General features: G+C 64.9%; 22 protein-coding genes and 1 pseudogene. 15 read left to right on the forward strand and 8 right to left on the reverse strand.

Annotated features, from left to right (window positions below; genetic code table 11):
* The first annotated feature begins 32 nt into the window (after positions 1–32).
* Positions 33–932 (forward strand): OmpA family protein, encoded by a 900-nt coding sequence (locus tag AC6H34_RS14325; protein ID WP_497539214.1) that lies wholly within the window; start codon positions 33–35, stop codon positions 930–932.
* A gap of 78 nt (positions 933–1,010) precedes the next feature.
* Here AC6H34_RS14325 and AC6H34_RS14330 read toward each other — a convergent pair whose 3' ends face one another.
* Entirely contained in the window at positions 1,011–1,730 is a 720-nt protein-coding gene (locus tag AC6H34_RS14330; RefSeq protein WP_448149321.1) for a CBS domain-containing protein, read from the reverse strand.
* 331 nt (positions 1,731–2,061) lie between these two features.
* On the opposite strand from AC6H34_RS14330, the gene AC6H34_RS14335 reads away from it, so the two are divergent.
* Positions 2,062–3,009: an ABC transporter substrate-binding protein gene (locus AC6H34_RS14335; protein ID WP_497539215.1), complete on the forward strand. Its 948-nt coding sequence runs from the start codon at positions 2,062–2,064 to the stop codon at positions 3,007–3,009.
* A 148-nt stretch (positions 3,010–3,157) separates the two neighbouring features.
* Here the strand turns inward: AC6H34_RS14335 and AC6H34_RS14340 are convergent.
* Both AC6H34_RS14340 and AC6H34_RS14345 read right to left on the reverse strand, forming a co-directional pair.
* Positions 3,158–3,307, reverse strand: a pseudogene (locus AC6H34_RS14340) (DUF1427 family protein); the annotation flags it as partial.
* Positions 3,308–3,315: 8 nt separating this feature from the next.
* Positions 3,316–4,287: a quinone oxidoreductase family protein gene (locus AC6H34_RS14345; RefSeq protein ID WP_497539216.1), complete on the reverse strand. Its 972-nt coding sequence runs from the start codon at positions 4,285–4,287 to the stop codon at positions 3,316–3,318.
* Positions 4,288–4,383: 96 nt separating this feature from the next.
* On the opposite strand from AC6H34_RS14345, the gene AC6H34_RS14350 reads away from it, so the two are divergent.
* From AC6H34_RS14350 to AC6H34_RS14375, 6 genes are all read left to right on the forward strand, one after another.
* Positions 4,384–5,277 carry a LysR family transcriptional regulator gene (locus tag AC6H34_RS14350; protein WP_497539217.1) on the forward strand — a complete coding sequence of 298 codons (894 nt, stop codon included), beginning with the start codon at positions 4,384–4,386 and terminating at the stop codon, positions 5,275–5,277.
* A gap of 107 nt (positions 5,278–5,384) precedes the next feature.
* Positions 5,385–6,056, forward strand: a complete 672-nt coding sequence (locus AC6H34_RS14355) for an amino acid ABC transporter permease (RefSeq protein WP_497539218.1) — start codon at positions 5,385–5,387, stop codon at positions 6,054–6,056.
* A complete protein-coding gene (locus AC6H34_RS14360; RefSeq protein ID WP_448149316.1) occupies positions 6,056–6,727 on the forward strand; it encodes an amino acid ABC transporter permease in 672 nt (223 codons plus the stop codon). The genes AC6H34_RS14355 and AC6H34_RS14360 overlap by 1 nt, the downstream gene beginning before the upstream one ends.
* 1 nt (position 6,728) lies before the next feature.
* Positions 6,729–7,463, forward strand: coding sequence for an amino acid ABC transporter ATP-binding protein (locus AC6H34_RS14365; RefSeq protein WP_448149315.1), 735 nt, complete (start codon positions 6,729–6,731; stop codon positions 7,461–7,463).
* A gap of 5 nt (positions 7,464–7,468) precedes the next feature.
* On the forward strand, positions 7,469–8,386 hold the full coding sequence (locus AC6H34_RS14370) for a glycosylasparaginase (protein WP_497539219.1): 918 nt from the start codon (positions 7,469–7,471) through the stop codon (positions 8,384–8,386).
* 44 nt (positions 8,387–8,430) lie between these two features.
* Positions 8,431–9,222: a transporter substrate-binding domain-containing protein gene (locus tag AC6H34_RS14375; protein ID WP_448149313.1), complete on the forward strand. Its 792-nt coding sequence runs from the start codon at positions 8,431–8,433 to the stop codon at positions 9,220–9,222.
* A 32-nt stretch (positions 9,223–9,254) separates the two neighbouring features.
* Here the strand turns inward: AC6H34_RS14375 and AC6H34_RS14380 are convergent, their stop codons facing one another.
* Complete coding sequence (locus tag AC6H34_RS14380; protein WP_497539220.1) at positions 9,255–10,226, reverse strand: LacI family DNA-binding transcriptional regulator; 972 nt, start codon at positions 10,224–10,226, stop codon at positions 9,255–9,257.
* A 182-nt stretch (positions 10,227–10,408) separates the two neighbouring features.
* Here AC6H34_RS14380 and AC6H34_RS14385 point away from each other — a divergent pair, with 182 nt between their 5' ends.
* Together AC6H34_RS14385 and AC6H34_RS14390 are read left to right on the forward strand one after the other, a co-directional pair.
* Positions 10,409–11,344 (forward strand): ROK family protein, encoded by a 936-nt coding sequence (locus tag AC6H34_RS14385; RefSeq protein ID WP_497539221.1) that lies wholly within the window; start codon positions 10,409–10,411, stop codon positions 11,342–11,344.
* Between the two features lie 71 nt (positions 11,345–11,415).
* Positions 11,416–12,138, forward strand: coding sequence for a copper homeostasis protein CutC (locus AC6H34_RS14390; protein WP_448149310.1), 723 nt, complete (start codon positions 11,416–11,418; stop codon positions 12,136–12,138).
* 49 nt (positions 12,139–12,187) lie between these two features.
* Here AC6H34_RS14390 and AC6H34_RS14395 read toward each other — a convergent pair whose 3' ends face one another.
* Positions 12,188–13,786: an inorganic phosphate transporter gene (locus AC6H34_RS14395; RefSeq protein ID WP_497539222.1), complete on the reverse strand. Its 1,599-nt coding sequence runs from the start codon at positions 13,784–13,786 to the stop codon at positions 12,188–12,190.
* 174 nt (positions 13,787–13,960) lie between these two features.
* Positions 13,961–14,362: a tetratricopeptide repeat protein gene (locus tag AC6H34_RS14400; RefSeq protein ID WP_497539223.1), complete on the reverse strand. Its 402-nt coding sequence runs from the start codon at positions 14,360–14,362 to the stop codon at positions 13,961–13,963.
* 512 nt (positions 14,363–14,874) lie between these two features.
* Here AC6H34_RS14400 and AC6H34_RS14405 point away from each other — a divergent pair.
* The 3 genes from AC6H34_RS14405 to AC6H34_RS14415 all read left to right on the forward strand — a co-directional run bounded on the left by AC6H34_RS14405 (position 14,875) and on the right by AC6H34_RS14415 (position 17,426).
* Positions 14,875–16,176, forward strand: coding sequence for a DEAD/DEAH box helicase (locus AC6H34_RS14405; protein ID WP_448149307.1), 1,302 nt, complete (start codon positions 14,875–14,877; stop codon positions 16,174–16,176).
* Positions 16,177–16,216: 40 nt separating this feature from the next.
* Positions 16,217–16,498, forward strand: coding sequence for a translation initiation factor IF-1 (infA, locus tag AC6H34_RS14410; RefSeq protein WP_448149306.1), 282 nt, complete (start codon positions 16,217–16,219; stop codon positions 16,496–16,498).
* Positions 16,499–16,760: 262 nt separating this feature from the next.
* Positions 16,761–17,426 (forward strand): class II aldolase/adducin family protein, encoded by a 666-nt coding sequence (locus tag AC6H34_RS14415; RefSeq protein ID WP_448149305.1) that lies wholly within the window; start codon positions 16,761–16,763, stop codon positions 17,424–17,426.
* Positions 17,427–17,468: 42 nt separating this feature from the next.
* Here the strand turns inward: AC6H34_RS14415 and AC6H34_RS14420 are convergent, their stop codons facing one another.
* Together AC6H34_RS14420 and hslU are read right to left on the reverse strand one after the other, a co-directional pair.
* The gene (locus tag AC6H34_RS14420; RefSeq protein WP_497539224.1) at positions 17,469–18,278 is read right to left on the reverse strand and encodes a MetQ/NlpA family ABC transporter substrate-binding protein; all 810 of its coding nucleotides are present in this window, start codon (positions 18,276–18,278) and stop codon (positions 17,469–17,471) included.
* A gap of 137 nt (positions 18,279–18,415) precedes the next feature.
* The gene (gene hslU, locus AC6H34_RS14425; RefSeq protein ID WP_497539225.1) at positions 18,416–19,717 is read right to left on the reverse strand and encodes an ATP-dependent protease ATPase subunit HslU; all 1,302 of its coding nucleotides are present in this window, start codon (positions 19,715–19,717) and stop codon (positions 18,416–18,418) included.
* Positions 19,718–20,165: 448 nt separating this feature from the next.
* On the opposite strand from hslU, the gene AC6H34_RS14430 reads away from it, so the two are divergent.
* Positions 20,166–21,239, forward strand: coding sequence for an ABC transporter ATP-binding protein (locus AC6H34_RS14430; protein WP_497539226.1), 1,074 nt, complete (start codon positions 20,166–20,168; stop codon positions 21,237–21,239).
* Positions 21,240–21,325: 86 nt separating this feature from the next.
* Positions 21,326–22,642 (forward strand): ABC transporter substrate-binding protein, encoded by a 1,317-nt coding sequence (locus AC6H34_RS14435; RefSeq protein ID WP_448149301.1) that lies wholly within the window; start codon positions 21,326–21,328, stop codon positions 22,640–22,642.
* Positions 22,643–22,761: the final 119 nt, after the last annotated feature.

The raw sequence follows: 22,761 nt of genomic DNA on the forward strand, positions 1-22,761 counted from the left end.
CTTTCCGCCGGAACCGTGACGGAGTGCAAGTGATGCGTCTCTTCTGTGCCAGACTGCTCGTGTCCGCCGGCCTGTTGGCGGGTGCCTGCTGCCCAGCCCTCGCCGATTGCGCAAGCCTCGATACCGAGGTGAAGGCCGCGATCAGTGCCGGCAATGTCACCGCACTGCCGGGGCTGGCCGACACGATTGCCCGGGATGCGAGCTGCGACGGCTCCTACGTCAACAATGCCCGCCGTTCGATGGCGCTTGCCTACATGCTTGCCGGCGAGCAGCCCGACGGCAGCTATAAAAGCGAGTTCGTGCTGGGGGCGGCCGCCATCGCGCGGCCGTGGCAGGTCGCTATGGCGCTCGGCGACCTCAAATACGACGCCAAGGACTACCCTGCGGCGGTGGAGGCCTATGAAGCTGCGATCAACGAGATCCGCGATGCCAGGCAGGTGCCGAAGCCCCCCGCGCGGGAGATCGAGGAATACCTGGCCAAGCGCGCCTATCAGGCCAAGTCCCTTGCGCCCGCCTATATCGCTTCCCGCGGTTTCCGAGGCGAGCCCGAAGGCGTGATGGTGCCGACCTTCCGCAACTTCACCGCGGTGTCGGTGCCGGTGCCGATCCGCTTCGATACCGATGAGGCGGAGTTGACGCCGGACGGCGAGAAGGCTGTCGACGACCTCTACAATTTCCTGAAGACGCAGGCCGTCACGAGCCTTGTGCTGGTCGGCCACACGGACGAGCGCGGCGGCCGCGAGCACAACATGCAGCTCTCCTATGACCGCGCCCGCACCGTTGCCGATGCCCTGCGCCATCGCGGCTTGACCGTCGACATCCGCATCGAGGGCCACGGCGAGGACGAACCCTTCGCTGCCGATGACCGCTCGAAATACAGCCAGGACGATCTCTATGCCTTCGACCGGCGGGTGGAATACCGGGTCAACTGAGGGTCTGTTTCATCGGCAGGCCTCGCGGGGAAAAGGAGTTCCGCCGGTCCCAGGCCCGGCGTGTTCTCTTTGGTGCACTCAGTTCGTGCGCTCCGAGGTGCTTATCACGATGCCGGTCATCGGTTCGATCCAGCTCATATTGTCGCGGACGGACTGCACGCCGGGCGTGTTCTCGGCGATGACCCGCACGGCCTTGCGTTGCCGCTCGTCGGTGATCACGCCGTTCAGCTCCACCACGCCGTCCTTGACCACCACGTCGATGGTGCCGACCGGCGCCCACGGTTCCGCTTTGAGCTCTGCCATGATGGCCGTCTTGATGGCGGTGTCGCGTACGGGCTGTTCCTCATAAGGCTCGCGCACGAAACCCGCCAGGGCACGCACGAAGTCCGCCCGGGAGACGATGCCGACGAGCTTGTTGTCGCGCAGGACCGGCAGGCGCTTGATGTCGTGCTTCTCCATCAGGCTGGCGCCCTCCTCGATGCGGGCATGCTCGTCGATCGACACGACGTCCGACGTCATGATCTCGCTGACGTGCCGGCCGTGGGTCCGGGCATAGGCCTCGGCGAAATGGCCGGCGCGGAAGAGGCCGGAAAGCCAGCCGGCGCGTGGTGCATTGGTGCCGAGCTCCGGGCGGCGGAGGAAATCGCCCTCCGTGACGACGCCAACCAGCGTGCCGTCCTCGCCGACGACGGGCAGGCCGCTTAATCTGGAGTTCACCATGAGGTCGACGGCCTCGCCGATGGTCGCTTCGGGCCGGACGCTGATCACCTTTCTCGTCATGATGTCGGCGATGCGCATGGAAATCTCCTGTCTCGTTTCATATGGCCTCCGGCCAAATGGACCGGGCGGGCTGCCTTTTTCAACACAAAGCACGGATGCCGGGCCAGAGTATTGACATGGCTCAAAGATGCCAATGCGTGAGACCTTCCTCGCCGCATTTTCCTCGAAGGCGTCCTGCGTCGGAGAAGCAGGCTGGCCGGCCGATTGCGCCCGTACGTCGTCCCATGCAGCCTGTTGATTTGTCAGATTAATGAGCCATTATGAGTTGCCGCGCCGCTGAAGGGCTCGGGCGACAATTGGCCAAGGCGGAGCCTATCCGTCACAAGGGACGAATCCAAAGGAGAACTACATGAAATTCTCGCGAATCTTTGCCGGCTCGGTACTGGCGGGTCTCGCCCTGGCGCTGGCGGCGGGGCCGGCCTCGGCGCAGAGCCTCAAGAAGGTAGGCATCTCCGTCGGCTCGCTCGGCAACCCCTTCTTCGTCGCCACCATCAAGGGCATCACCGACAAGGCCAAGGGCATCAACCCCAATGTCGAAGTGACCTCCGTGTCCTCCGACTATGACCTCAACAAGCAGTTCACCCAGGTCGACAACTTCATCGCGGCGGGCGTGAACGTGCTCATGCTCAACGCCGTCGATCCCCAGGCAATTCTGCCAGCCGTGAAGAAGGCGCAGGCCGCCGGTATCGTGGTCGCCGCCTTCGACGTGGCGGCTGCGGGCGCGGACGTCACCGTGATGACGGACAACGTCAAGGCCGGTACGCTCGCCTGCCAGTACATCGTCGATCACATCAAGGGCAAGGGCGACGTGCTGATCGTCAACGGCCCGCAGGTCTCCTCGGTGATCGATCGCGTCAAGGGTTGCAAGGACGTCTTCGCCAAGAACCCCGGCATCAAGATCCTGTCCGACGACCAGGACGCCAAGGGCTCGCGCGACGGCGGTCTCGCCGTCGGCCAGAGCCTGCTGACGCGCTTCTCGAAGGTCGATGCCATCTTTGCCATCAACGATCCGACCGCAATCGGCGTCTCGCTGGCCGCCAAGCAGCTGAACCGCAGCGAATTCATCATCACCTCGGTGGACGGCGCTCCCGACATCGAGAACGAGCTGAAGTCGGGCACGTCCCTGATCAAGGCGTCCGCCTCTCAGGACCCGTATGCCATGGCCGGCCATTCGCTCGAACTCGGCGCTGCCGCACTCGACGGCAAGAAGCCGGAGAAGAATGTGATCCTGCTCGATCCCGTGCTGATCACCAGCGACAACATCGCCACCTACAAGGGATGGGAGGCGGCCCGCTGAGGCCAGCCCGGAACAATCACCGGGCGGCTGCCTTGGTGGCCGCCCGGCGTGGGAAAAGTGCATCTGTCCTGCCCGGAGGATGCGATCTTCAGCGATTGCGGGAAATGTCGTCCACTTTCGTTTCGTGCTGCACGGGAAAGAGACGCACCTTGGCCGCGACCACGGCCTGCTCGCCCACCACCATGCCGAGCAGGCCGACAAGCGCGATGATCGGCGGGGCAGGGGAGCGGATGCCGGTCAGTCCGTAGGCGATGCCGACGGCCAGACCCATCGCCAGCGAAACCAGGAAGCCGGTCATGGCTGGCCTCACCGGTTCGGGGCTATGACGACGCGGCCGGCGATGCCGTCGCCAACCTTGCGATAGCCTTCCCGGGCCTGTTCGAGGCTCACGGTCTCGGCAATCGGCGCAGGGCGATAGACACCGGCCTCGAAGCCCGGCGTCAGAGATTCGAGGATCCCGGCCGAGGCGACGAGGTCCCGCTTCAGCGAGTCGACGCCGAGGAGCCGGCTCTCGTTGTGGTAGAAATCGGCGATGTTGAAGGTCACCTCGCGTTGCCCCGTGGCGCTGATCTCGATCAGCCTGCCGCGCAGGGCAAGGCAATCGAGGGCCGTCCGGAACATGATTCCGCCCACCGTGTCGAAAACCACGTCCGCGCCCTTGCCGCCCGTGACAGCTCTCAGGGCAGCCGGAAGGTTCTCCTCTCCGATGATCTGGTGCTCCGCAAGCCGGTTCACGGGTGCGTCCGCGCGTGGCGCATGGCGGTCTGCCCCGATGATCCGCGCCCCGAGGTGATGGGCGATCTGGGCGGCGGCGCCGCCGACACCGCCGCCGGCGCCGATGATCAGCAGCGTCTCGCCGGCCTTGAGCTGGGCGGCCTCGACGACGCCGATCCAGGCCGTGATGAAGTTCACGCCGACCGAGGCCGCTTCGGCGAAGCCGAGGCCGGCTGGCTTGCGGCGAAGGCTCGCCACCGGCACGTCGATATGGCTGGCGTGGGTCCCATCACGGGTGAAGCCGGCATCGCCGCCGGAGCCCCATACCTCGACACCGATCCATTCGGCCGGTCCTTCCTCGATGACACCTGCGTAGTCGCGGCCGGGAATGCGAGGCAACGTGGTCTGCTTCATCGCGCCCGCGGCATTCTTGACGTCGCTTGGGTTGATGGACGCAGCCTCGACGCGCACCCGTGCCATCCCCGTCGCAAGCGCCGGCATGGCGCGAGTCACGAGTTCCAAGGTGTCGGGGGCACCGAACTGCCGGATCTGAAGGGCCTTCATGGTTCTTCCTCTATGATTTCATAATTGAAAAGTAATTCGGGTCTTCGTTGTCCGAAATCGCCAATTTCGGATAATGTGCTTCCGAAAAATGGAAGCATGAATATGAACAGTGTCGGCGACCTCGAACTCTTCATGGCCGTGGTCGATGCCGGCGGCATATCCGCCGCGGCCGAAGCACTCGGTTCCTCTCCGCCTGCCGTCAGCCGGCGGCTTGCGGCGCTGGAGGTGCGCCTCGGCGTGCGCCTGGCCGAACGCAGTGCCCGTCGCTTCCGCCTGACCGATGAGGGCATGCTCTATCATGCTCGGGGAAGGCAACTACTGGCGGGTCTGCGCGATGCGGAAGCAGAGGTGACGACGCGGGGCGACATTGCGCGGGGCCTCCTCAAGGTCGGTGCCCCGATGGAACTCGGGCGCCGCCGCATCGCTCCGCTGCTTGCCGAGTTCACCGCCCGCCATCCCGGCCTCGAAGCTCATCTGGTGCTCTCGGATGCGGGCATTGAGGTGGGCGAAGAAGGGCTCGACGTGGCGCTTCGTTTCGGCCGGCCGGCCGATACCACGCTGATCGCCCGCCGCATTGCCACGATACGGCGCGTCGTCTGCGCCGCGCCCTCCTATCTGGCCGCGAGAGGAACTCCGCAGTCGCCTGACGACCTGGCATCCCATGACTGCCTGCGCCTGGCTCGCCGCTACAGGCTGCTCGACCTCTGGCGTTTCCGCGTGGGCGGGCAGGACCGGGAGATCAAGGTTTCGGGCGCCCTTTCATCGTCGAGCGGGGACGTCCTGCATGGCTGGGCGCTCGAAGGCAGGGGGCTGTCCCTGGAAGCGTTGTGGGATGTGGAGGAGGATCTTGCCGACGGCCGGCTGGTCGAATGCCTCCCCGCCTATTGGTGCGACAGCATCGAGCTCTTTGCCACCTTCCTGCCGGGCAAGCCGCTGCCGCCGCGCATTCGTCTCTTCATCGATTTCGTAGCCGAGGCATTTGGGCGATAGTGGGGCGTGATGTTCGAGCGGTGGTTGCAGGACCTTCGGGGCGCATCCCGTTCTTGACATAATCTCGTCGTCACAACAGAGTGAAACCGGTTTCACAGAGGCCGTTCATGCGCTTCGATCCCTCCGTCCTCGTGCCGCATCTCGGCTTCCTCGCCAAGGGAGCGGTGCTGACGGTCGAGGCTTGCGCACTGGCGCTGCTGGGCAGCCTGATCACAGGCGCGCTGGTGGCGATCGCCCGCACCTCGGTCCTGGCCTCGCTGCGCAGGACGGCATCGATCTATGTCGACCTCTTCCGCAACATCCCGTTCATCGTGCAGCTGTTCTTCTTCTACTACGGGTTGCCGGAGCTCGGGCTCTATCCGAGCGCCTTCTTCACCGGGGTGATCTCGCTTTCGATTGCAGGCGGCGCGTTCGCGTCAGATGTCATCCGCTCCGGCATCCTGGCCATCGAACCCGGAATCGTCGAGGCGGCAGAGGTGAGCGGCCTCTCCAGGCGTACGATCCTGCGCCGTATCGTGCTGCCGATCGCCCTGCGCACCTCGATCCGGCCGCTGGGCTCGGTGTTCATCAATCTGGTGCTGACCTCGTCGATCCTGTCCACCATCACGCTCAACGAGCTGACGGGCTCGGCGAAGATCGTGGCAGCCGACACGTTCAGGCCCTTCGAGGTCTACGCCGTGCTGCTCATCGCCTATGCCAGCCTGACCTACCTCGTCTCACTGGCCATCGCGCGCCTGCACCACAGGCTCAACCGGGACATGGCGGAGGCGCGGCTCTGATGCGCTACACCGATTTCACGCCCTATGATCTCGTCCTGCTGGCTCAGGGCCTGGGTATCTCGCTCTACCTTTTCATCGCCACGACCCTGATGGGGCTGATGATCGGAACGGCTCTGGCGATCATCCGTCTCTACCGCATTCCCGCGCTGAGGCAGGTGGTTGGCTTCCTTACCGAGCTTCTGAAGAACTCGCCGGTACTCGTACAGCTCTTCCTGGTGTTCTTCGGCGTGCCGGCCTTCTTCCGGCTGAACCTCACGCCCATCGAGGCGGCCATGATAACCCTGACGGGCAACACGACCGCCTTCATCTATGTGATCGCGGTCTCCTCCATGGAGGCGGTGGGACGCGAGCAGGTAGAAGCGGCCCGGGTGTTCGGGCTGACGCGCTGGCAGGTGCTGCGCCACATCATCGCTCCGCAGGCTGCGGCCTTCGCCATCGGCCCTCTGACGGGGCTGATGGTGAACCAGTTGCAGGTGACTTCGCTCATCTCGGTGATCGGAGTGATGGACCTCACCAAGGTCGGCAACATCCTCAATCTGCGCACGCTGAAGCCTTTCATCGTGTGGAGCGTCGTGGGCCTGCTCTACTACCTGGTTGCCAAGCTGGTCGCCTGGCTCGGTGCGCGCTACGAGGCGCAGTTGCGGGCGCACAGCGCCTGGAGGGGGGGCTGAAATGCTGGTGGTCGAGAGTGTCAGGAAGCAGTTCGGCACCCTCACCGTCCTCGACGGGGTGGATCTCGCGGTCAAGCCGGGGGAGGTCGTCTCCATTCTGGGTTCGTCGGGCTCCGGCAAGTCGACCCTGATCCGCTGCATCAATGGACTGGAGAGGCTCGATGGCGGTCGCATCCTCATCGACGAGTTCGATGTTTCGAGGCCGCGCGACCTCGCCGAAGCCCGCAAACGCTCGGCCACGGTGTTCCAGCTGTTCAACCTCTATCCGCATATGACGGCGCTGCAGAACATCACGCTGGCACCGATGGAAGTGCTGAAGCGCCCGAAGGCGCAAGCCGAGGCGGAAGCTCTCGCCCTGCTGGAGTCCGTCGGGCTCGGCAATTGGGCCGGCTCCTATCCGGCGCAGCTCTCGGGCGGGCAGAGGCAGCGCGTGGGTATCTGCCGGGCTCTGGCGATGCAGCCGCGCTATCTCCTGCTTGACGAGGTGACCAGCGCCCTCGATCCGGAGATGACGGCGGAGGTGCTCGCCATCCTCGCCACGCTTGCCCGAGATGGCACCACGATGGTGTTCGTCACCCATGAGGTCGAGTTCGCGCGCCGGATATCCGACCGCATCGTCTTCCTCGAACACGGCCGGCTCCTGGTCGACTTGCCGACCGAGGCCTTCTTCGCCCCGGAAGTCGGACGCGATCATCCGCGTGTCGCGCAATTTCTCTCCAAGATGCGGAAAGACTGATCCTGATGCTGCTTGTCGCCAATGCCGAGGCCTGGCCCGGCTTCCTCCTCTCGGTCGAGATGCTGCGAGCCGGGGCCGACAGCCTCGGAGCGCTGGTGGCCGGCATCGACCGTGTCGAGGCAGAGCCCGCTGTGCGTAGCGTCGGATATGGCGGCTGGCCCAACATGCTCGGCGTGATGGAATGCGACGGAGCGGTGATGGACGGCACGACCCGCCAGGTGGGATCGGTCGGGGCCGTGCGCGATACGCTCCATGTCGCTGCACTCGCGCACGAGGTCATGAAACGCCTGCCGAACGTGACCTTGACGGGGGAGGGCGCACGTCGCTTCGCCGATGAAATCGGTTTCCCCGCCGAGAATATCCTGCTGGAGGACAGCAGGAAGGTGTGGTTCGAGCGATTGCAGGGGGAACTTACGCCCGAGGATCTGCGGAAATTCCCGGATATCCCGCTCGCGCCCCTATCGCGCGCGATCACCGATCCCGAGCGGGTGCGCGACACCACCGTCTTCCTGAGCGCCGACAGCGTGCGCGGAGTGCACGCCGCCACGTCCACGTCGGGCTGGGCCTGGAAATATCCCGGCCGCCTGGGCGACAGTCCTATTCCCGGCGCCGGCTTCTACGCAGACAGCCGCTATGGCGGGGCGGTTTGCACCCATACGGGTGAGATGACGATGCGCTGCGCCACCGCGCGTACGGTCGTGCTCGGCATGAAGCTTGGACTTTCTCTCCGCGAGGCGGTGGACCTGGCTGTGGAAGAACTTGCGGAACTCAAGGAGGGCTTCCTCGGCGGCGTGGTGATCCATGCCGTCGATGCCGGCGGCAACCACGACGTGGCGAATTTCCGCTGCTCCGGGGAGATCAAATACTGGCTTTGGGACAACACCATGCCCGAACCCGAACTTCGGTGGGCCCGCGTGGCCTGACCGACCAAGAGGAAGCAAGCATAACGAGGCAAGAGGAACTAGCCATGAGACCCATCCTGACCTTCCTGGCTGCCGCGGCGCTCAGCGTCGTGCTCGCCGCCCCGGCCCTGGCCGGCATGATCGAGGATATCCGTTCGCGCGGCACCGTGCGCATCGGCGTTTCGCTGGGCGGCGAGCCGATCGGCTTTCGCGACGCGCAGAACAACCCGGTGGGCTATGACGTCGATGTCGCCACCCTGCTGGCCGCCAAGCTCGGCGTGCCCGTCGAGTTCACTGATGTCTCCGGCGATGCCCGCATATCCATGCTTGTCTCGGGTCAGCTGGACATCGTGGTCGCCAACACCTCGGCGACGCTGGAACGCGCAAAGAGCGTCGATTTCAGCATTCCCTACAACCGGGCCGGCCTGCGAATCATCGTCCAGGCGGATTCCGGCATCAAGGAGTTGAAGGATCTTGCCGGCAAGTCGATCGTCGTCGGTCGCGGCACCACCGGCGAGACCTTCATCAAGAAGGCTGTCCCCGACGCCAGCCTCGTCTATGTCGACCAGTTTGCACCCGATGGCGTTCTTCAGCTGCAGCAGAAACGCGTGGATGCGGCGATCGAAGACTCCTCGCTTCTCGATTATCTCGCCACCAAGAACCCTTCGCTGGCGACGCTGCCGGGCCTCTATTCCAACGACCCGATCGGCATCGCCGTCGCCAAGGGCGATCCGGAATTCGTGCGCTGGCTCGACATGTTCGTGTCGGATTACATCCAGTCGGGCGCTTACGAGGCCAACTACAGGAAATGGTGGGGAGACAAGGCCAATCCGCCGAGGCTCGATCCGATCTGGTGAGGCGCGCGCCGCGCCAGCTCAGCTGCCGGCGCCTATCCGGTCAGCCGCGGCACATAGCGGGAGGGGATGAGGTCCGGTGCGATCTCGCCTTCACTGGGCGGATCGGCAAGGATCTGCAGGATCCGCTCGACATAGGCCGCCTTGTCATAGCCGATCGAGGAGATCGGATAGGCGTCGAAATCGAGAAGCGAGATATTGTCGAAGCCGTAGAGGCGAAATCGCGTTGGCCGGTTGCCGGGAAAGTCGGCGCGGCAGGCGTCGAGGATGCCCATAGCCATGGCGTCCGAGGTGCAGAAGATCGCCTGCGGACAGTCGCGGCCGGTCAGCCTTGCGGCCAGGGCATGGCCGCTGTGATAGGAATAGTCGCCCTGTTCCGTCAGTACGAGTTCGATGCCATGCCTTTCGAAGGCGCTTCGATAGGAGGCGATACGGGCCCGCTCCACCTGCGAGGTCGCGCGACCGGTGACGAGGCTTGCGCGTTTCACGCCCTTGGCAGCGGCATCGGCGACCGCCTCGCCGATGCCCGCCGCTTCGTCCGGGATGACGACGGGGGAGAGGCGGTCATGGCGCCCGTTGAGCATGACCACGAGATCGGAGCGGAACATCCGGCGGACCGTTGCGGCGTCCGCGAAATCGGAAAACACCAATGCCGCATCGACGTGATAGGCGATGCCACTGCGCAGGAACTCGCCGACTTTTTCCTCCGAGCCGACGCGGATGAGCACGGTCTGCTTGCCCGCCGCCTGGATTTCGGCGAGGAGCAGATCGAAAAGATCGAGATCGGAGAGATCATGGATGTGATTGACCACCACCGCGATGAGGTTGACCGTCTTGGTGGTGAGGCTCTGCGCCAGCAGGTTGGCGCGATAGCCGAGTTCCTCTGCCGCCGCGAGCACGCGCTCCCGCTTGTCCTGGGACACGGGCCGCTTGTCGGCCGAAAGGGCCCGCGAGGCGACGGCGCGCGAGACGCCGGCAAGTCTGGCCACATCGGCAATGGTCGGCATGGTTTCGCCTTCTCCCTCGCTCCCTCGGCCGATGCGCTCACAAGCCCGCGCCGACCCACCCACCCTCGCCTGGAACGGACGCCGGGACCCGGTGCCGGCAATGCGACAATGACAGTCCGCCCCAAAGGCGGTGAATCCATCGTTATAGCGCCCGTTCGCGCTTTGGAAGGCACTCGGCCGGCATGATCACCTGTTTCGACATCGGAGGCAGCGCAATCAAGAGCGCCGTCGCCCATTCCCCCTCGGATATCCGGCCGCTGACCCGAACCCCGACCCCCCTGGACGATTTCGATGCCTTCGCCGCTGCGCTCGGTGCGCAACTGGCCGCGGCGCCCCTCGAGGCTCGCAGTGCCATGGCGCTGTCGATCACCGGCGTGGTCGATCCCGAAACCGGCCTCATCACCTGCGCAAACATTCCCTGCATCGACGGTCGCTCGCTCGCGGCCGATTTGGAGGCCAGGCTCGGCGGCCGCGTCGTCATTGCCAATGATGCAGACTGCTTCGCCCTCGCCGAGGCCATGGTCGGTGCGGGCAGGGGGCATCGCATCGTCTTCGGCGCGATCCTTGGCACGGGTGTCGGCGGCGGCCTCGTCATCGACGGCCGGATCGTGTCGGGAGCCGGAGGCTATGCCGGAGAATGGGGGCATGGCCTCATCGTGGCGAGCGCTGCCGGGAGCCCTCCGGCCGAGATTCCTCGTTTTGCCTGCGGCTGCGGGCTCGCCGGGTGCCTGGACACAGTCGGGGGCGCGCGTGGCATGGAAAGGCTCCACCGCCACCTTCACGGCGCCGAACGCAGCAGCGCCGATATCGTCGAGGCCTGGCTGCAGGGCGGCAGTGCGGCGGCGCGAACCATCGATTGCTACGTGGATCTGGTTTCGGGGCCTCTTGCCCTGGCCGTCAATATCGTCGGCGCCGGCATTGTACCGGTGGGTGGCGGTCTGGGCCGGGTGCCGCGCCTCGTAGCGCGGATAGACGAACTCGTCCGGGGCCGAATCCTGCGCAGGACGGACAGGCACCTGGTGGTTCCCTCGGTATCGAAGGTCGAGCCCGGCCTGATCGGGGCAGCCCTCCTGGGATTGGAGCCGGATCCGGCAGGATCATCTCCAGCCCCGGCTTGATATGTGGGATGGTCCCGACAAGACCCAGAGTAGCAGCCACGCTTTGACATCATTTCCGGGAGACAGTGACGGTGACCATTCCCTTGCTCGAAGTCTGCGTGTCCGATGCCGACAGCCTGCTGGCCGCTTTCGAGGGCGGCGCCGACCGGATCGAGCTTTGCTCCGCACTGGAGGTCGGCGGCCTCACGCCGACCGCCGGCCTGATGCGGCTGGCGGCCAGCCTGCCGGTCCCGGTCTACGCCATGGTCCGCTCGCGCCCCGGTGACTTCGTCTTTTCCGAGGCCGAAGCGGAGACGATGCTCGGCGATATCGACGCCGTCCGGCAGGCGGGCCTGGCCGGCGTGGTGTTGGGTGCTTCCCGCCATGATGGCCGCCTCGACCTCGCCGTGCTGGAGCGGTTGCAGCGAAGGGCCGAGGGGCTCGGCAGCACGCTGCATCGCGCCTTCGACCTGGTGCCCGGCCGTGCGGAGGCGGTCGAGGAGGCGATCGCCCTCGGTTTCGAGCGTATCCTGACATCGGGTGGCGCATCGTCTGCGCCGTCCGGGATCGAAGGACTGCGGGAGACGATCGATGCCGCGGAGGGCCGGATCGGCGTCATGCCAGGTTCGGGACTGACGCCCGCGACCATCGCCGGCGTGCTCGAGGCGGTGCCGGTGTTCGAGGTCCACAGCTCCTGCTCCGTCGGGCTCCGGACAGCCGGGGTCGCGGCGATCCGGCTCGGCTTCGCGGGCGAGACCAGGCGTGTGACGACAAGCGAGGCGGTGCTCGCCTTCAGGAAGGCCATGACGCCATGAAAAAAGGCGGCCGGGTGGCCGCCTTCTCCGTCGTCGGGGAGGTTCCAGCTCAGACGAACTGGCGCATGAGCACGAAGAGCAGGAAGGACAGCGCCATCGAAGCCGGCAGGGTGAGGACCCAGGCCATGATCAGGTTGCGCACCGTCGACATCTGAAGGCCCGTGCCGTTCGCCGCCATGGTGCCGGCGACGCCGGAGGAGAGTACATGGGTCGTCGAGACGGGCAGGCCCATGTAGTCGGCCGCACCGATGGTGGCGGCGGCCACGATTTCCGCCGACGCGCCCTGGCCGTAGCTCAGATGCGTCTTGCCGATCTTCTCGCCGACGGTGACCACGATGCGCTTCCAGCCCACCATCGTGCCGAGGCCGAGCGCCAGGGCGATGGCGACCTTGACCCAGGTCGGAATGAACTTGGTCGTGTTGTCGGCGGCCACGTGATAGGCCTTGATCGCCTTGAGGTCCACGTCGGAAACCGGCAGCAGCTTCTTGGAGTCGATCAGCTTCAGGGATTCGCTGATCAGGTACATGTCGTTGCGGGTATTGGTGACGAGGTTCGAGGGCACGGCGGAAGCCGAACCGTAGGGCGAGATCTCGGAATTGGTCTGGTCGATGAAGAGCTTGAGCGCCGGTGTCGTCTCGTCCGACCAGGTGCGGGTGCGGACGGCCTGGGCAACCTTCTCCCTGGCATCGGCGGGAGCGACGGTCACGCCGGGCTTGATGTAGTTGCCGAGCGCATTGCCGGCAGCGGCGGAGGCCGCCTTGTAGGTCTCCAGGTAGTTGATGTCCGGCGTGCGGTTGAGGGCGAACGCCGTGGGCACGACGCCGATCAGGATAAGCATGATCAGGCCCATGCCCTTCTGGCCGTCATTCGAGCCGTGGAAGAAGCTCACCAGCGTGCAGGTCAGGATCAGGAGGCCACGGATCCACAGTGGCGGCGGCGCGTTGGTCTTGGGCGCCTCGTAGAGCGTCTTGTTGCGGATGAGGACCTTCATCACGAGCAGCAGGCCGCCGGCGAGGAAGAAGCCGAACAGCGGCGAGACGAGGAGCGACATGCCGATGTTCTGGGCCTGGGACCAGTCCACGCCGCTGGTGGCCGAGCCGGCCGGGGCCAGGAACTGGTTGGCGAGGCCGACGCCGATGATCGAGCCGACCATGGTGTGCGAACTCGAGGCCGGCAGGCCGAAGTACCAGGTGCCGAGATTCCAGATGATGGCGGCGACCAGCAGGGAGAACACCATCGCCATGCCGGCCCCCGAGCCGACCTGCATGATGAGTTCCACCGGCAGCAGCGAGATGATGCCGAAGGCGACCGCGCCGCTCGCGGTGAGCACGCCGAGGAAGTTGAAGAAGCCGGACCAGATCACGGCTATCTCGGCGGGCAGCGAGTGGGTGTAGATCACCGTCGCCACCGCGTTCGCGGTATCGTGGAAGCCGTTGACGAATTCGAAGCCCAGGGCGATCAGCAACGCCAGTCCCAGCAGGATCCAGGGAACCGCCACGGCGCCGGTGAGATCGGCCGCAAGCGCGTAGCAGACATAGCCCAGGCCCCCCAGCAGAATCAGGACCACTACAATATTCGGCCAATTGCCAAGAGTGCTCGGCTTCTCCAGAGGATGTCCCATCCCCTGACCTGAAGTCATATCTGTCATCTGAAAAATCCCCGCGGTCGTATAAGCCATCGAGGCTTAGGCGTCCTTCGTGAAGCTGGAATGACAGCGGGAAAGATGAGAGCGGCGGATACGCAGGCGGCCGTTACGGAATCTGCGCGTTTCTGCCTTTGCGGGAGGGGAATTCTTGGCTTCGGGATTGCACCCGCGTAGCCGCTAGGCTGCGGCTCCGAGCTTCGGCGCGCCCGTCCCGGCCGCCTGCGGATCGGCCGGAGCCGACGAGCCGGGGCGCTCGCGATGGCGCCAGAGAGACTGGATCGCCCGGTCGAAATCGGCCGCCGCCTCGTCGAAGGCGCCCTTCAGGCGATGTACTGCGCTTCGCTTGAAAAGCGCATCGATATGGGTCGGATCGAGGTCGAGGACCCGTCCGAAGTCGGCAATCGCCTGATCCAGGGCGTTTCGGTGCTGATGGACGAGGGCGCGGCCGTAGAAGGCCCTGGCGTCGGGCTCGATCGCAAGGGCGCGCTCGAAGGCGGCGAACGCAAGATCGTGGCGGCCTTCGTGCAGATAGGTGTTGCCGCTGGCGATCAGAGCCGTTGGATTCCGGCTGTCGGACATCTGGTTGCTAGCCTCTCCGCATGACTTTCGAGCAAGGCTGTAGTCACTGCATGAAAGCAGCAACCTGCTATGATGTCCATCACGTAGCGTCACGTGGTTGATATTTCATGAACGCCGCCGCCGGGACGAGGTATCGCCTGCCTTGACTGCCAGGCTTGCCGTCATCCGGCCCGCCGCGCCGGGGCGGTTTCGAGGACCTCCTTCCGCTGCCTGCAAGCGGCGTGAACTCTTCTTCCGGTCTAATTCTTTGCCTTTTCCCTTGACTTGCTGTTGCAAAAAGCGCAGCAACCCCCATGTATCGACCGCCGAGGGTTCGCGCGGCGCGCTGGTTTTTTGTTTGAGAAGCAGCGCCTCTTCCCACGGCCGTCCCCAACAACATTCCGCTGCTCCCATCCGCGCGTGGGTCGCGATATCGACGTGCCGCTCTCTCCCTGAGGGCGGACGGACGATCGCGGACCCAGGCGGTGGCCGCGCTGCCGCCTGATCGATGAGCGTGGCATGAAGGATTCGATGTGACTTCCGACGTTACTTTTGCAGAGCTTGGCCTGGCCGAGCCTCTTTTGCGTGCGCTTGACGCCGCCAACTACCAGAACCCCACCCCGATCCAGCACAAGGCCATTCCGGCCCTGCTCCAAGGCCGCGACATGATGGGCCTTGCGCAGACCGGGACGGGCAAGACGGCCGCCTTTGCGCTGCCGATCCTGCAGCGCCTGTCGGCTTCCCGCCATGGCGCCGGCCCCAAGGGCGTGCGCGCCCTCATCCTGGCGCCGACGCGTGAGCTCGCCATCCAGATCGACGAGAGCTTTCGCGCCTATGGCGCCCATCTAGGCTTCCGCATCGCCGTGATCTTCGGCGGCGTCAGCCAGGTGCCGCAGGTCAAGGCTCTTGCCGATGGTGTCGACATCCTCGTGGCCACCCCGGGCCGCCTGCTCGACCTCCAGCAGCAGCGCAAGGTGCGACTCGACAAGGTCGAGATCCTCGTCCTCGACGAAGCCGACCGCATGCTCGACATGGGCTTCTCGCGCGACGTGCTGAAGATCGTCGACGAGACGCCGCTCGAACGCCAGTCCCTGCTGTTCTCGGCGACCATGCCCAAGGCGATCAAGAAGCTGGGCGAGGAGATCCTCCTCGAGCCCGTGCATGTCGAGGTGACGCCGGAGGTGGTCACGGTCGACAAGATCGACCAGCACGTCTTCCATGTGCCGGCCTCGGTGAAGCGCTCGCTCCTGCTGCACCTGTTGAACGATCCTGCCATGAGCCGCGTCATCGTCTTCACGCGGACCAAGCATGGCGCCAATCGCGTTTCCGACCATCTCGACCGTGCCGGCATCGCTTCTGCCGCCATCCACGGCAACAAGTCGCAGAATGCCCGCCAGCGAGCGCTGGAGGACTTCCGCTCGGGTGCGGCGCGCATCCTGGTCGCCACCGACATCGCCGCTCGCGGCATCGATGTCGACGACATCACCCATGTCGTCAATTTCGAGATGCCCGTGGACGCCGAGAGCTATGTGCACCGCATCGGCCGCACCGCCCGTGCCGGCCGCAGCGGCATCGCCTATTCCTTCTGCGATCCCAACGAGCGCGACGAACTGAAGGCGATCGAGCGCCTCACCAGGAAGCCGCTGACGGTGGCCGCCCCGATCCAGGGGCTGGAGGCCGACCAGCCTCGCGAGCGCGGCCCGCGTCATCCGCATCAGGGCAAGCCCTCCGGCAAGCCTCAGGACAAGGCGCATTCCGGCCAGCCCGGCAAGCCGTCCCGGGGCGCGCGTCCGCGCCGTCCGGGCGGCCGCAACAATCAGCGCCGCGCCGCCTGACGGCACGGCCCTTCCCAAAAGCCCTGAACAGGAATTGGATATGGCAAAAGAAGAACTGATGGAATTTGAAGGCTCGGTCTCCGAAGTGTTGCCCGACGCCCGTTTCCGCGTGAAGCTCGACAATGGTCACGAGATGATCGCCTACACGGCCGGCAAGATGAAGAAGAACCGCATCAAGACCATCGAGGGCGACCGCGTGACCGTCGAGATGTCGCCCTACGACCTCGACAAGGGCCGCATCATCTTCCGCCACAAGGACGAGCGTGCCTCCTCCGGCCCCCGTCCGCCCCAGCGTGGCGGCGGCGCCCAGCGTCGCCGCTGAGGCGTGGGGCCGGGTTTGGCCCCCAATCAGGCTTTTGAGGATCGCGCGCCCCGTCTTCCCTTGGAGGGAGGCGGGGCGCGCTGGTTTTCGGGCCAGCTCCGGCCGACCCGGCGCGTCGGCCGACGATGAAGGCAAGGCTTTCCCCCGCCATGGCTCCGGGCATCCCCAAGCGCGCTCAATTTCGCTCAGGCGGCGATTTCATCTTGCCAGGCGCAAGCCTTCTTCTGCATCGGTAGGCGCAACGCGAATCCGAGGAAGCGCCATGAAGCAAGACGAACTGGACCTGCGGCGGGCCATCATCGACAAATGCCGCTGGATGAATGCCATCGGCCTCAACCAGGGGACCTCCGGCAATATTTCGGTACGCCATGAAGACCGGATGCTGATCACTCCGTCCAGCATCCCCTATGACGACATGGAACCCGAAATGATCGCCGCCATGCCGTTCGACGGCGAATATGGCGCGTGGCAGGGCCCGTTGAAGCCGTCAGTGGAATGGCGTTTCCATTTCGACATTCTCAAGGCGCGTCCCGATGCGGGGGCGGTGGTGCACACGCACGCCACCTGGTGCACCATCCTCGCCATCGCCCACAAGCCGATCCCGGCCGTGCACTACATGATCGCCGCCTTCGGCGGGCCCGACATCCGCTGTGCCCCCTATGCCCGCTACGGAACCGAGGAACTCTCGCGCTACGCCATGGAAGCGCTGGACGGCCGCAATGGCTGCCTCCTCGCCAATCACGGCATGATCACCGTCGGTTCCAATCTGGAAAAGGCGATGTGGCTCGCCGTGGAGTTGGAGACGCTCGCCCGGCAATATTACCATTCCCTGGTGATCGGCGGGCCGAAGATCCTGCCGGACGAGGAGATCGCCGGCGTGGTGGAAGGGTTCCGGAGTTACGGCCTGCAGGACAGGAAGAAGGGGTAAGCCCCGCGCCGGGCGGCGGCGAGGGAATGCCGTGGCCCGCCCTTACCAGGTGGGCACGTAGGCGCCCTTGTACTTTTCCAGGACGAACGCCTTGACCTCGGGAGAGCGGTAGGCCGCGACCAGTTGGGCTACCCACGGCTTGTCCCTGTCGCTCGCCCGGACGGCGATCAGGTTGGTATATTGCGGCTTGAGATCCTCGATCAGGATCGCCTCCCTGGTGGGATCCAGGCCGGCCGTCACCGCATAGTTCGCGTTCACCGCCGCGGCATCGACATCGTCGAGGGAACGCGGCGTCTGCGCGGCCTCCACCTCGATGAACCGCAGGTGCCTGGGGTTGTCCACGACATCGGCCACGGTCGGCTTGTAGCCGACATCGGCCTTGAGGGTGATCACCCCCTTGTCGCGCAGCAGCAGAAGCGTGCGCCCGCCATTGGTGGGGTCGTTCTGGATGGCGATCGTGGCGCCGTCGGGTACGGACGCCCAGTCCTTGTACTTGCGCGAATAGACGCCGAGGCGCGAATTGACGATCTGGCCCACGCCCACGATCTTGTAGCCCCGGTCCCTCACCTGGTTGTCCAGATAGGGTTGATTCTGGAAGGCGTTTGCCTCGATCTCGCCCGCATCGAGCGCAGCATTCGGAATCACATAGTCGGAGAATTCCACGACCTGGATGTCGAGGCCTTGCCGGGCAGCGACCGGCCTTGCCGCTTCCAGTGTCTCCGCCAGGGGGCCTGGTGTGGCGCCGACCCGGATCGAGATGGGGGCTGCTCGCGCGGCGGTGGCCGGCGCCAGGAGCGAACCGGCACCGAGAAGAAGGAGGGTGCGGCGGGAGACTGCGGGGAAGGCCTGCATGGATGATCCTTGTGGCGGACGCTCTCGGCGTCGGTCCATCCAGCATAATCCGAAAGATATCAAATTCTATATATTTTATGTATTAATATGACCTCCCATTCGACAGTTATGCTGCCGAAAGGGAGGCCGGAATGCGGCTACAGGATGAAGCGGCTCAGATCCGCGTTCTTGGCGAGGTCTCCCACCGTCTTCTGCACATAGGCCGCGTCGATGGTCACGCTCTCTCCGCCCTTGTCGGGGGCGGTGAAGGAAATGTCGTCGAGAATGCGTTCCATCACGGTCTGGAGGCGGCGCGCGCCGATGTTCTCCACGGAGGCGTTGACCTCGACGGCGATCGAGGCGATGGCGTCGATCGCGTCGGCGGAGAACTCCAGCGTCAGGTTCTCGGTGCCCATCAGCGCCACATACTGCTTGATCAGGCTGGCCTCGGTGTCGGTGAGGATGCGGCGGAAGTCGTCCTGGGTCAGTGCCTTGAGCTCGACCCGGATCGGCAGGCGGCCCTGGAGTTCCGGTAGAAGGTCGGAGGGCTTGGCGACGTGGAAGGCGCCGGACGCGATGAAGAGGATATGGTCCGTCTTCACCGAGCCGTGCTTGGTGGACACGGTCGTGCCCTCGATCAGCGGCAGCAGGTCGCGCTGGACGCCCTCGCGGGAGACATCGGCACCGCCTCGGCCCTCGCGGGCACAGATCTTGTCGATCTCGTCGAGGAAGACGATGCCGTTGTTCTCGACCTGCCGGATCGCCTCCTGGACGATCTGGTCCTGGTCGAGCAGGTTGTCGGCCTCCTCCTGGATGAGCTGGTCGTAGCTGTCGCGTACGGTGGTGCGCTTCACCTTGGTGCGGCCGGAGAAGGCCTTGCCGAAGATGTCGCCGATGGAGACCACGCCCATCTGGCCCTGCGGCAGGCCCGGCAGCTCGAAGCTCGGCGCGGCAGTGTCGCGCATCTCGATCTCGATTTCCTTGTCGTCGAGTTCGCCCGCCCTGAGCTTCTTCTGGAAGCTGTCGCGCGTCGCGGGGCTCGCCGTCGCGCCGACGAGGGCGTTGAGCACGCGCTGCTCGGCGGCCAGATGGGCCTTTGCCTGGACCTCCTTGCGCTTGTCGGCCTTCACCAGGGCGATGCCGATGTCGACGAGGTCGCGCACGATCTGCTCGACGTCGCGCCCGACATAGCCGACCTCCGTGAATTTCGTGGCTTCCACTTTCAGGAAGGGTGCGTTGGCGAGCTTGGCGAGGCGCCTGGAGATCTCGGTCTTGCCGACGCCGGTCGGCCCGATCATCAGGATGTTCTTGGGCATCACCTCCTCGCGCAACGTCTCGTCGAGCTGCAGGCGGCGCCAGCGGTTGCGCAGCGCAATGGCGACGGCACGCTTGGCGTCATGCTGACCGACGATATGGCGGTCGAGTTCGGAGACGATTTCGCGGGGAGAGAAATTGGACATTGGCACTCGGTGGGAATTGGGCAGTCGGAGCAGGTACAGAGCTGCTACATAATGGCTGGGCCGAGAAAATCCAGCGTCACGGGAGGTCCGGATGTCGTCGTTCCCCTCTGGAGGGCATGCCATTTCCCTGTCGCACCTCCCGCGAGGTGCCTCTCGCCGTGATAGCCTTCCCAGCGCGAACGGCGCGATGTACGTGCCTCATCATTCGCCGTGTGGCGAAGCATTGGTCTGAGGATTTGTGCGGGGTCGATTGCCGGCGCGCTTGACAGCGGTCTTGTCGAGCCGTCAGGATGAGTTCGGGCGCTTGCGCTGTCTGAACGCTTCGTCCGGCGGCGATAGCTCAGACAAGAAGTAATGCTTCCCGATGGCCCGCAAGAGGTCGGGATTGAAAGAATAGCCTGAAATATAATTATAACGGGCGTGTTGATATAGTTCCGGGAGGAGCGCGGTGGCATCGGTCGACTTCGTCAACGTCAGGAAATCGTTCGGAACACACCCCGTAATCAAGGGCGTGGATATTGAGATTGCCGACGGCGAATTCGTAATACTTGTTGGCCCTTCCGGTTGTGGCAAGTCCACCCTGCTGCGCATGTTGGCTGGCCTCGAGAACATTTCGGCCGGGGAGATCCGCATCGGCAAGGAGGTGGTGAACAACCTGCCGCCGAAAGAGCGCGACATCGCCATGGTGTTCCAGAATTACGCGCTCTACCCGCATATGACCGTGGCGGACAACATGGCCTTCTCGCTGAAGCTGAAGGGCACGGGGAAGACGGAGATCGAGGCCCGCGTGAAGCCTGCCGCCGAAATCCTCGGCCTTGCCAACCTGCTGGATCGCTATCCCCGCCAGCTCTCCGGCGGGCAGCGCCAGCGCGTCGCCATGGGCCGCGCCATCGTGCGCGACCCGCAGGTCTTCCTTTTCGACGAGCCGCTCTCCAATCTCGACGCCAAGCTGCGCGTGGCGATGCGCGCCGAGATCAAGGAACTGCACCAGCGGTTGAAGACGACCACCGTCTACGTCACGCACGACCAGATCGAGGCCATGACCATGGCCGACAAGATCGTGGTGATGCATGACGGCATCGTCGAGCAGATCGGCGCCCCGCTGGAACTCTACGATCAGCCCGTCAACCTCTTCGTGGCCGGCTTCATCGGCTCGCCGGCCATGAACATGATCAGGGGCAGGCTCGATCCGGCGGACGCCGGCAAGTTCATCGCCGAGGACGGCACGATCCTGCCGGCCCGGGCGCCGCGACAGGCCGCAGCCGGCAAGACGCTGATCTATGGCCTGCGGCCGGAGGCGTTGAGCATCGATCCGGACGGCATTCCCATGTCGGTGGTGGTGACCGAGCCGACCGGCGCCGAGACGCAGATGATGGCGAAGCTCGCCGGCACGGAAATCTCCTGCATCTTCCACCATCGCGTGCCGGCCCAGCCCGGCGAGATTCTCAAGGTCGCCATCGATACCGGCGCCACCCATCTCTTCGATGCCGAAAGCGGCCTGAGGCTCCAGCCCGCGGCCTGAACGAGCCTGGAACAACGGCGCGCCGGCACGGGACGGCGCCATGCCGAATTGAAGCAAATACCCGCATGACCACACGGAGGAAATCGATGACGATCAACCGCAGAGATCTGCTCGCCGCATCCGCCGGACTTGCAGCCGTGGCCGGGCTCGGCAAGATCGGCGTGTCGCCGGCCTTCGCCCAGGCCGCCGAGCCGACCTACAAGCCGGAGGAGGGCGCAAGCCTTCGCGTCCTGCGCTGGACGCCGTTCGTGCAGGGCGACGAGGATGCCTGGCTCGCCAATACGAAGAAGTTCACGGACGCGACGGGTGTCCAGGTACGCATCGACAAGGAGAGCTGGGAGGACATCCGTCCCAAGGCCGCCGTGGCCGCCAATGTCGGTTCGGGCCCGGACATCGTGTTCTGTTGGTTCGACGATGCCCATCAATATCCGGACAAGCTGGTAGACCTCTCCGAACTCGGCACCTATCTCGGCGGCAAATATGGCGGCTGGTATGACGGCATGAAGGGCTATGCCGTGCGCGACGACAAGTTCATCGCCCTCCCGCTTGCAACGATCGGCAATGCCATATGCTACCGCGACAGCCAGATGAAGGCGGCCGGCTTCAGCGAGTTTCCGAAGGATACCGCCGGCTTCCTCGAATTGTGCAAGGCGCTCAAGGCCAAGGGCACGCCGGCGGGCTTTGCTCATGGCAAGGCGGTGGGCGATGGCAACAACTACGCCCACTGGCTGCTCTGGAGCCATGGCGGCAAAATGGTCGACGAGAGCGGCAAGGTCACCATCAACAGCCCTGAGACCATCGCCTCGATCAATTATGCCAAGCAGCTCTATGAGAACTTCATTCCGGGCACCGAGAGCTGGCTGGACATCAACAACAACCGCGCCTTCCTGGCAGGCCAGGTTTCGCTGACCGCGAACGGCGTCTCCCTCTACTACTCGGCCAAGAAGGATCCAAAGCTCGCGGATCTGGCCGCCGACATCCGCACCACCAATTTCCCGGTCGGGCCGGTGGGCAAGAAGGTCGAGCTGCACCAGACAACCTCGATTTTCCTGTTCAAGCACAGCAAATATCCGGAGGCAGCCAAGGCCTACATGAAGTTCATGTATGACGCGGCGCAGATGAATGCCTGGATTACCGGCTCCAATGCCTATTGCTGCCAGCCGCTCAAGGCCTTCGCCTCCAATCCGGTCTGGACCGCCAATCCCATCCACGAGCCCTATTCGCACGCCTCTGAAACGCTGCGCCCGAACGGCTATGCCGGCCCCCTCGGCCCGGCCTCTGCCGGCGTAATGGCGGATTACGTGCTGGTCGACATGTATGCGGCGGCGGTGACGGGACAGAGTTCGCCCGAGGATGCTGCCGCGGAAGCCGAGAAGCGCGCCAACCGGTATTACCGGACGTGAGCGCCTGCCAGCGGGAAGCGCGATCCTTGTCATTGCCGGGCTCGTCCCGGCAATCCGCCAATCCCGCAGCAATACGGGGGCGATGGCCTCATGCCCGGGACGAGTCCGGGCATGACAAG

The sequence above is a fragment of the Labrys sp. ALF-8 genome, from assembly GCF_059699065.1.

What these genes read in the sequence shown, in the direction of transcription:
- AC6H34_RS14325 (WP_497539214.1), top strand. Translation starts at nt 33, where the DNA reads ATGCGTCTCTTCTGTGCCAGACTGCTCGTGTCCGCCGGCCTGTTGGCG.
- AC6H34_RS14330 (WP_448149321.1), bottom strand. Translation starts at nt 1,730, where the DNA reads ATGCGCATCGCCGACATCATGACGAGAAAGGTGATCAGCGTCCGGCCC.
- AC6H34_RS14335 (WP_497539215.1), top strand. Translation starts at nt 2,062, where the DNA reads ATGAAATTCTCGCGAATCTTTGCCGGCTCGGTACTGGCGGGTCTCGCC.
- AC6H34_RS14345 (WP_497539216.1), bottom strand. Translation starts at nt 4,287, where the DNA reads ATGAAGGCCCTTCAGATCCGGCAGTTCGGTGCCCCCGACACCTTGGAA.
- AC6H34_RS14350 (WP_497539217.1), top strand. Translation starts at nt 4,384, where the DNA reads ATGAATATGAACAGTGTCGGCGACCTCGAACTCTTCATGGCCGTGGTC.
- AC6H34_RS14355 (WP_497539218.1), top strand. Translation starts at nt 5,385, where the DNA reads ATGCGCTTCGATCCCTCCGTCCTCGTGCCGCATCTCGGCTTCCTCGCC.
- AC6H34_RS14360 (WP_448149316.1), top strand. Translation starts at nt 6,056, where the DNA reads ATGCGCTACACCGATTTCACGCCCTATGATCTCGTCCTGCTGGCTCAG.
- AC6H34_RS14365 (WP_448149315.1), top strand. Translation starts at nt 6,729, where the DNA reads ATGCTGGTGGTCGAGAGTGTCAGGAAGCAGTTCGGCACCCTCACCGTC.
- AC6H34_RS14370 (WP_497539219.1), top strand. Translation starts at nt 7,469, where the DNA reads ATGCTGCTTGTCGCCAATGCCGAGGCCTGGCCCGGCTTCCTCCTCTCG.
- AC6H34_RS14375 (WP_448149313.1), top strand. Translation starts at nt 8,431, where the DNA reads ATGAGACCCATCCTGACCTTCCTGGCTGCCGCGGCGCTCAGCGTCGTG.
- AC6H34_RS14380 (WP_497539220.1), bottom strand. Translation starts at nt 10,226, where the DNA reads ATGCCGACCATTGCCGATGTGGCCAGACTTGCCGGCGTCTCGCGCGCC.
- AC6H34_RS14385 (WP_497539221.1), top strand. Translation starts at nt 10,409, where the DNA reads ATGATCACCTGTTTCGACATCGGAGGCAGCGCAATCAAGAGCGCCGTC.
- AC6H34_RS14395 (WP_497539222.1), bottom strand. Translation starts at nt 13,786, where the DNA reads ATGACAGATATGACTTCAGGTCAGGGGATGGGACATCCTCTGGAGAAG.
- AC6H34_RS14400 (WP_497539223.1), bottom strand. Translation starts at nt 14,362, where the DNA reads ATGTCCGACAGCCGGAATCCAACGGCTCTGATCGCCAGCGGCAACACC.
- infA (WP_448149306.1), top strand. Translation starts at nt 16,217, where the DNA reads ATGGCAAAAGAAGAACTGATGGAATTTGAAGGCTCGGTCTCCGAAGTG.
- AC6H34_RS14415 (WP_448149305.1), top strand. Translation starts at nt 16,761, where the DNA reads ATGAAGCAAGACGAACTGGACCTGCGGCGGGCCATCATCGACAAATGC.
- AC6H34_RS14420 (WP_497539224.1), bottom strand. Translation starts at nt 18,278, where the DNA reads ATGCAGGCCTTCCCCGCAGTCTCCCGCCGCACCCTCCTTCTTCTCGGT.
- hslU (WP_497539225.1), bottom strand. Translation starts at nt 19,717, where the DNA reads ATGTCCAATTTCTCTCCCCGCGAAATCGTCTCCGAACTCGACCGCCAT.
- AC6H34_RS14435 (WP_448149301.1), top strand. Translation starts at nt 21,326, where the DNA reads ATGACGATCAACCGCAGAGATCTGCTCGCCGCATCCGCCGGACTTGCA.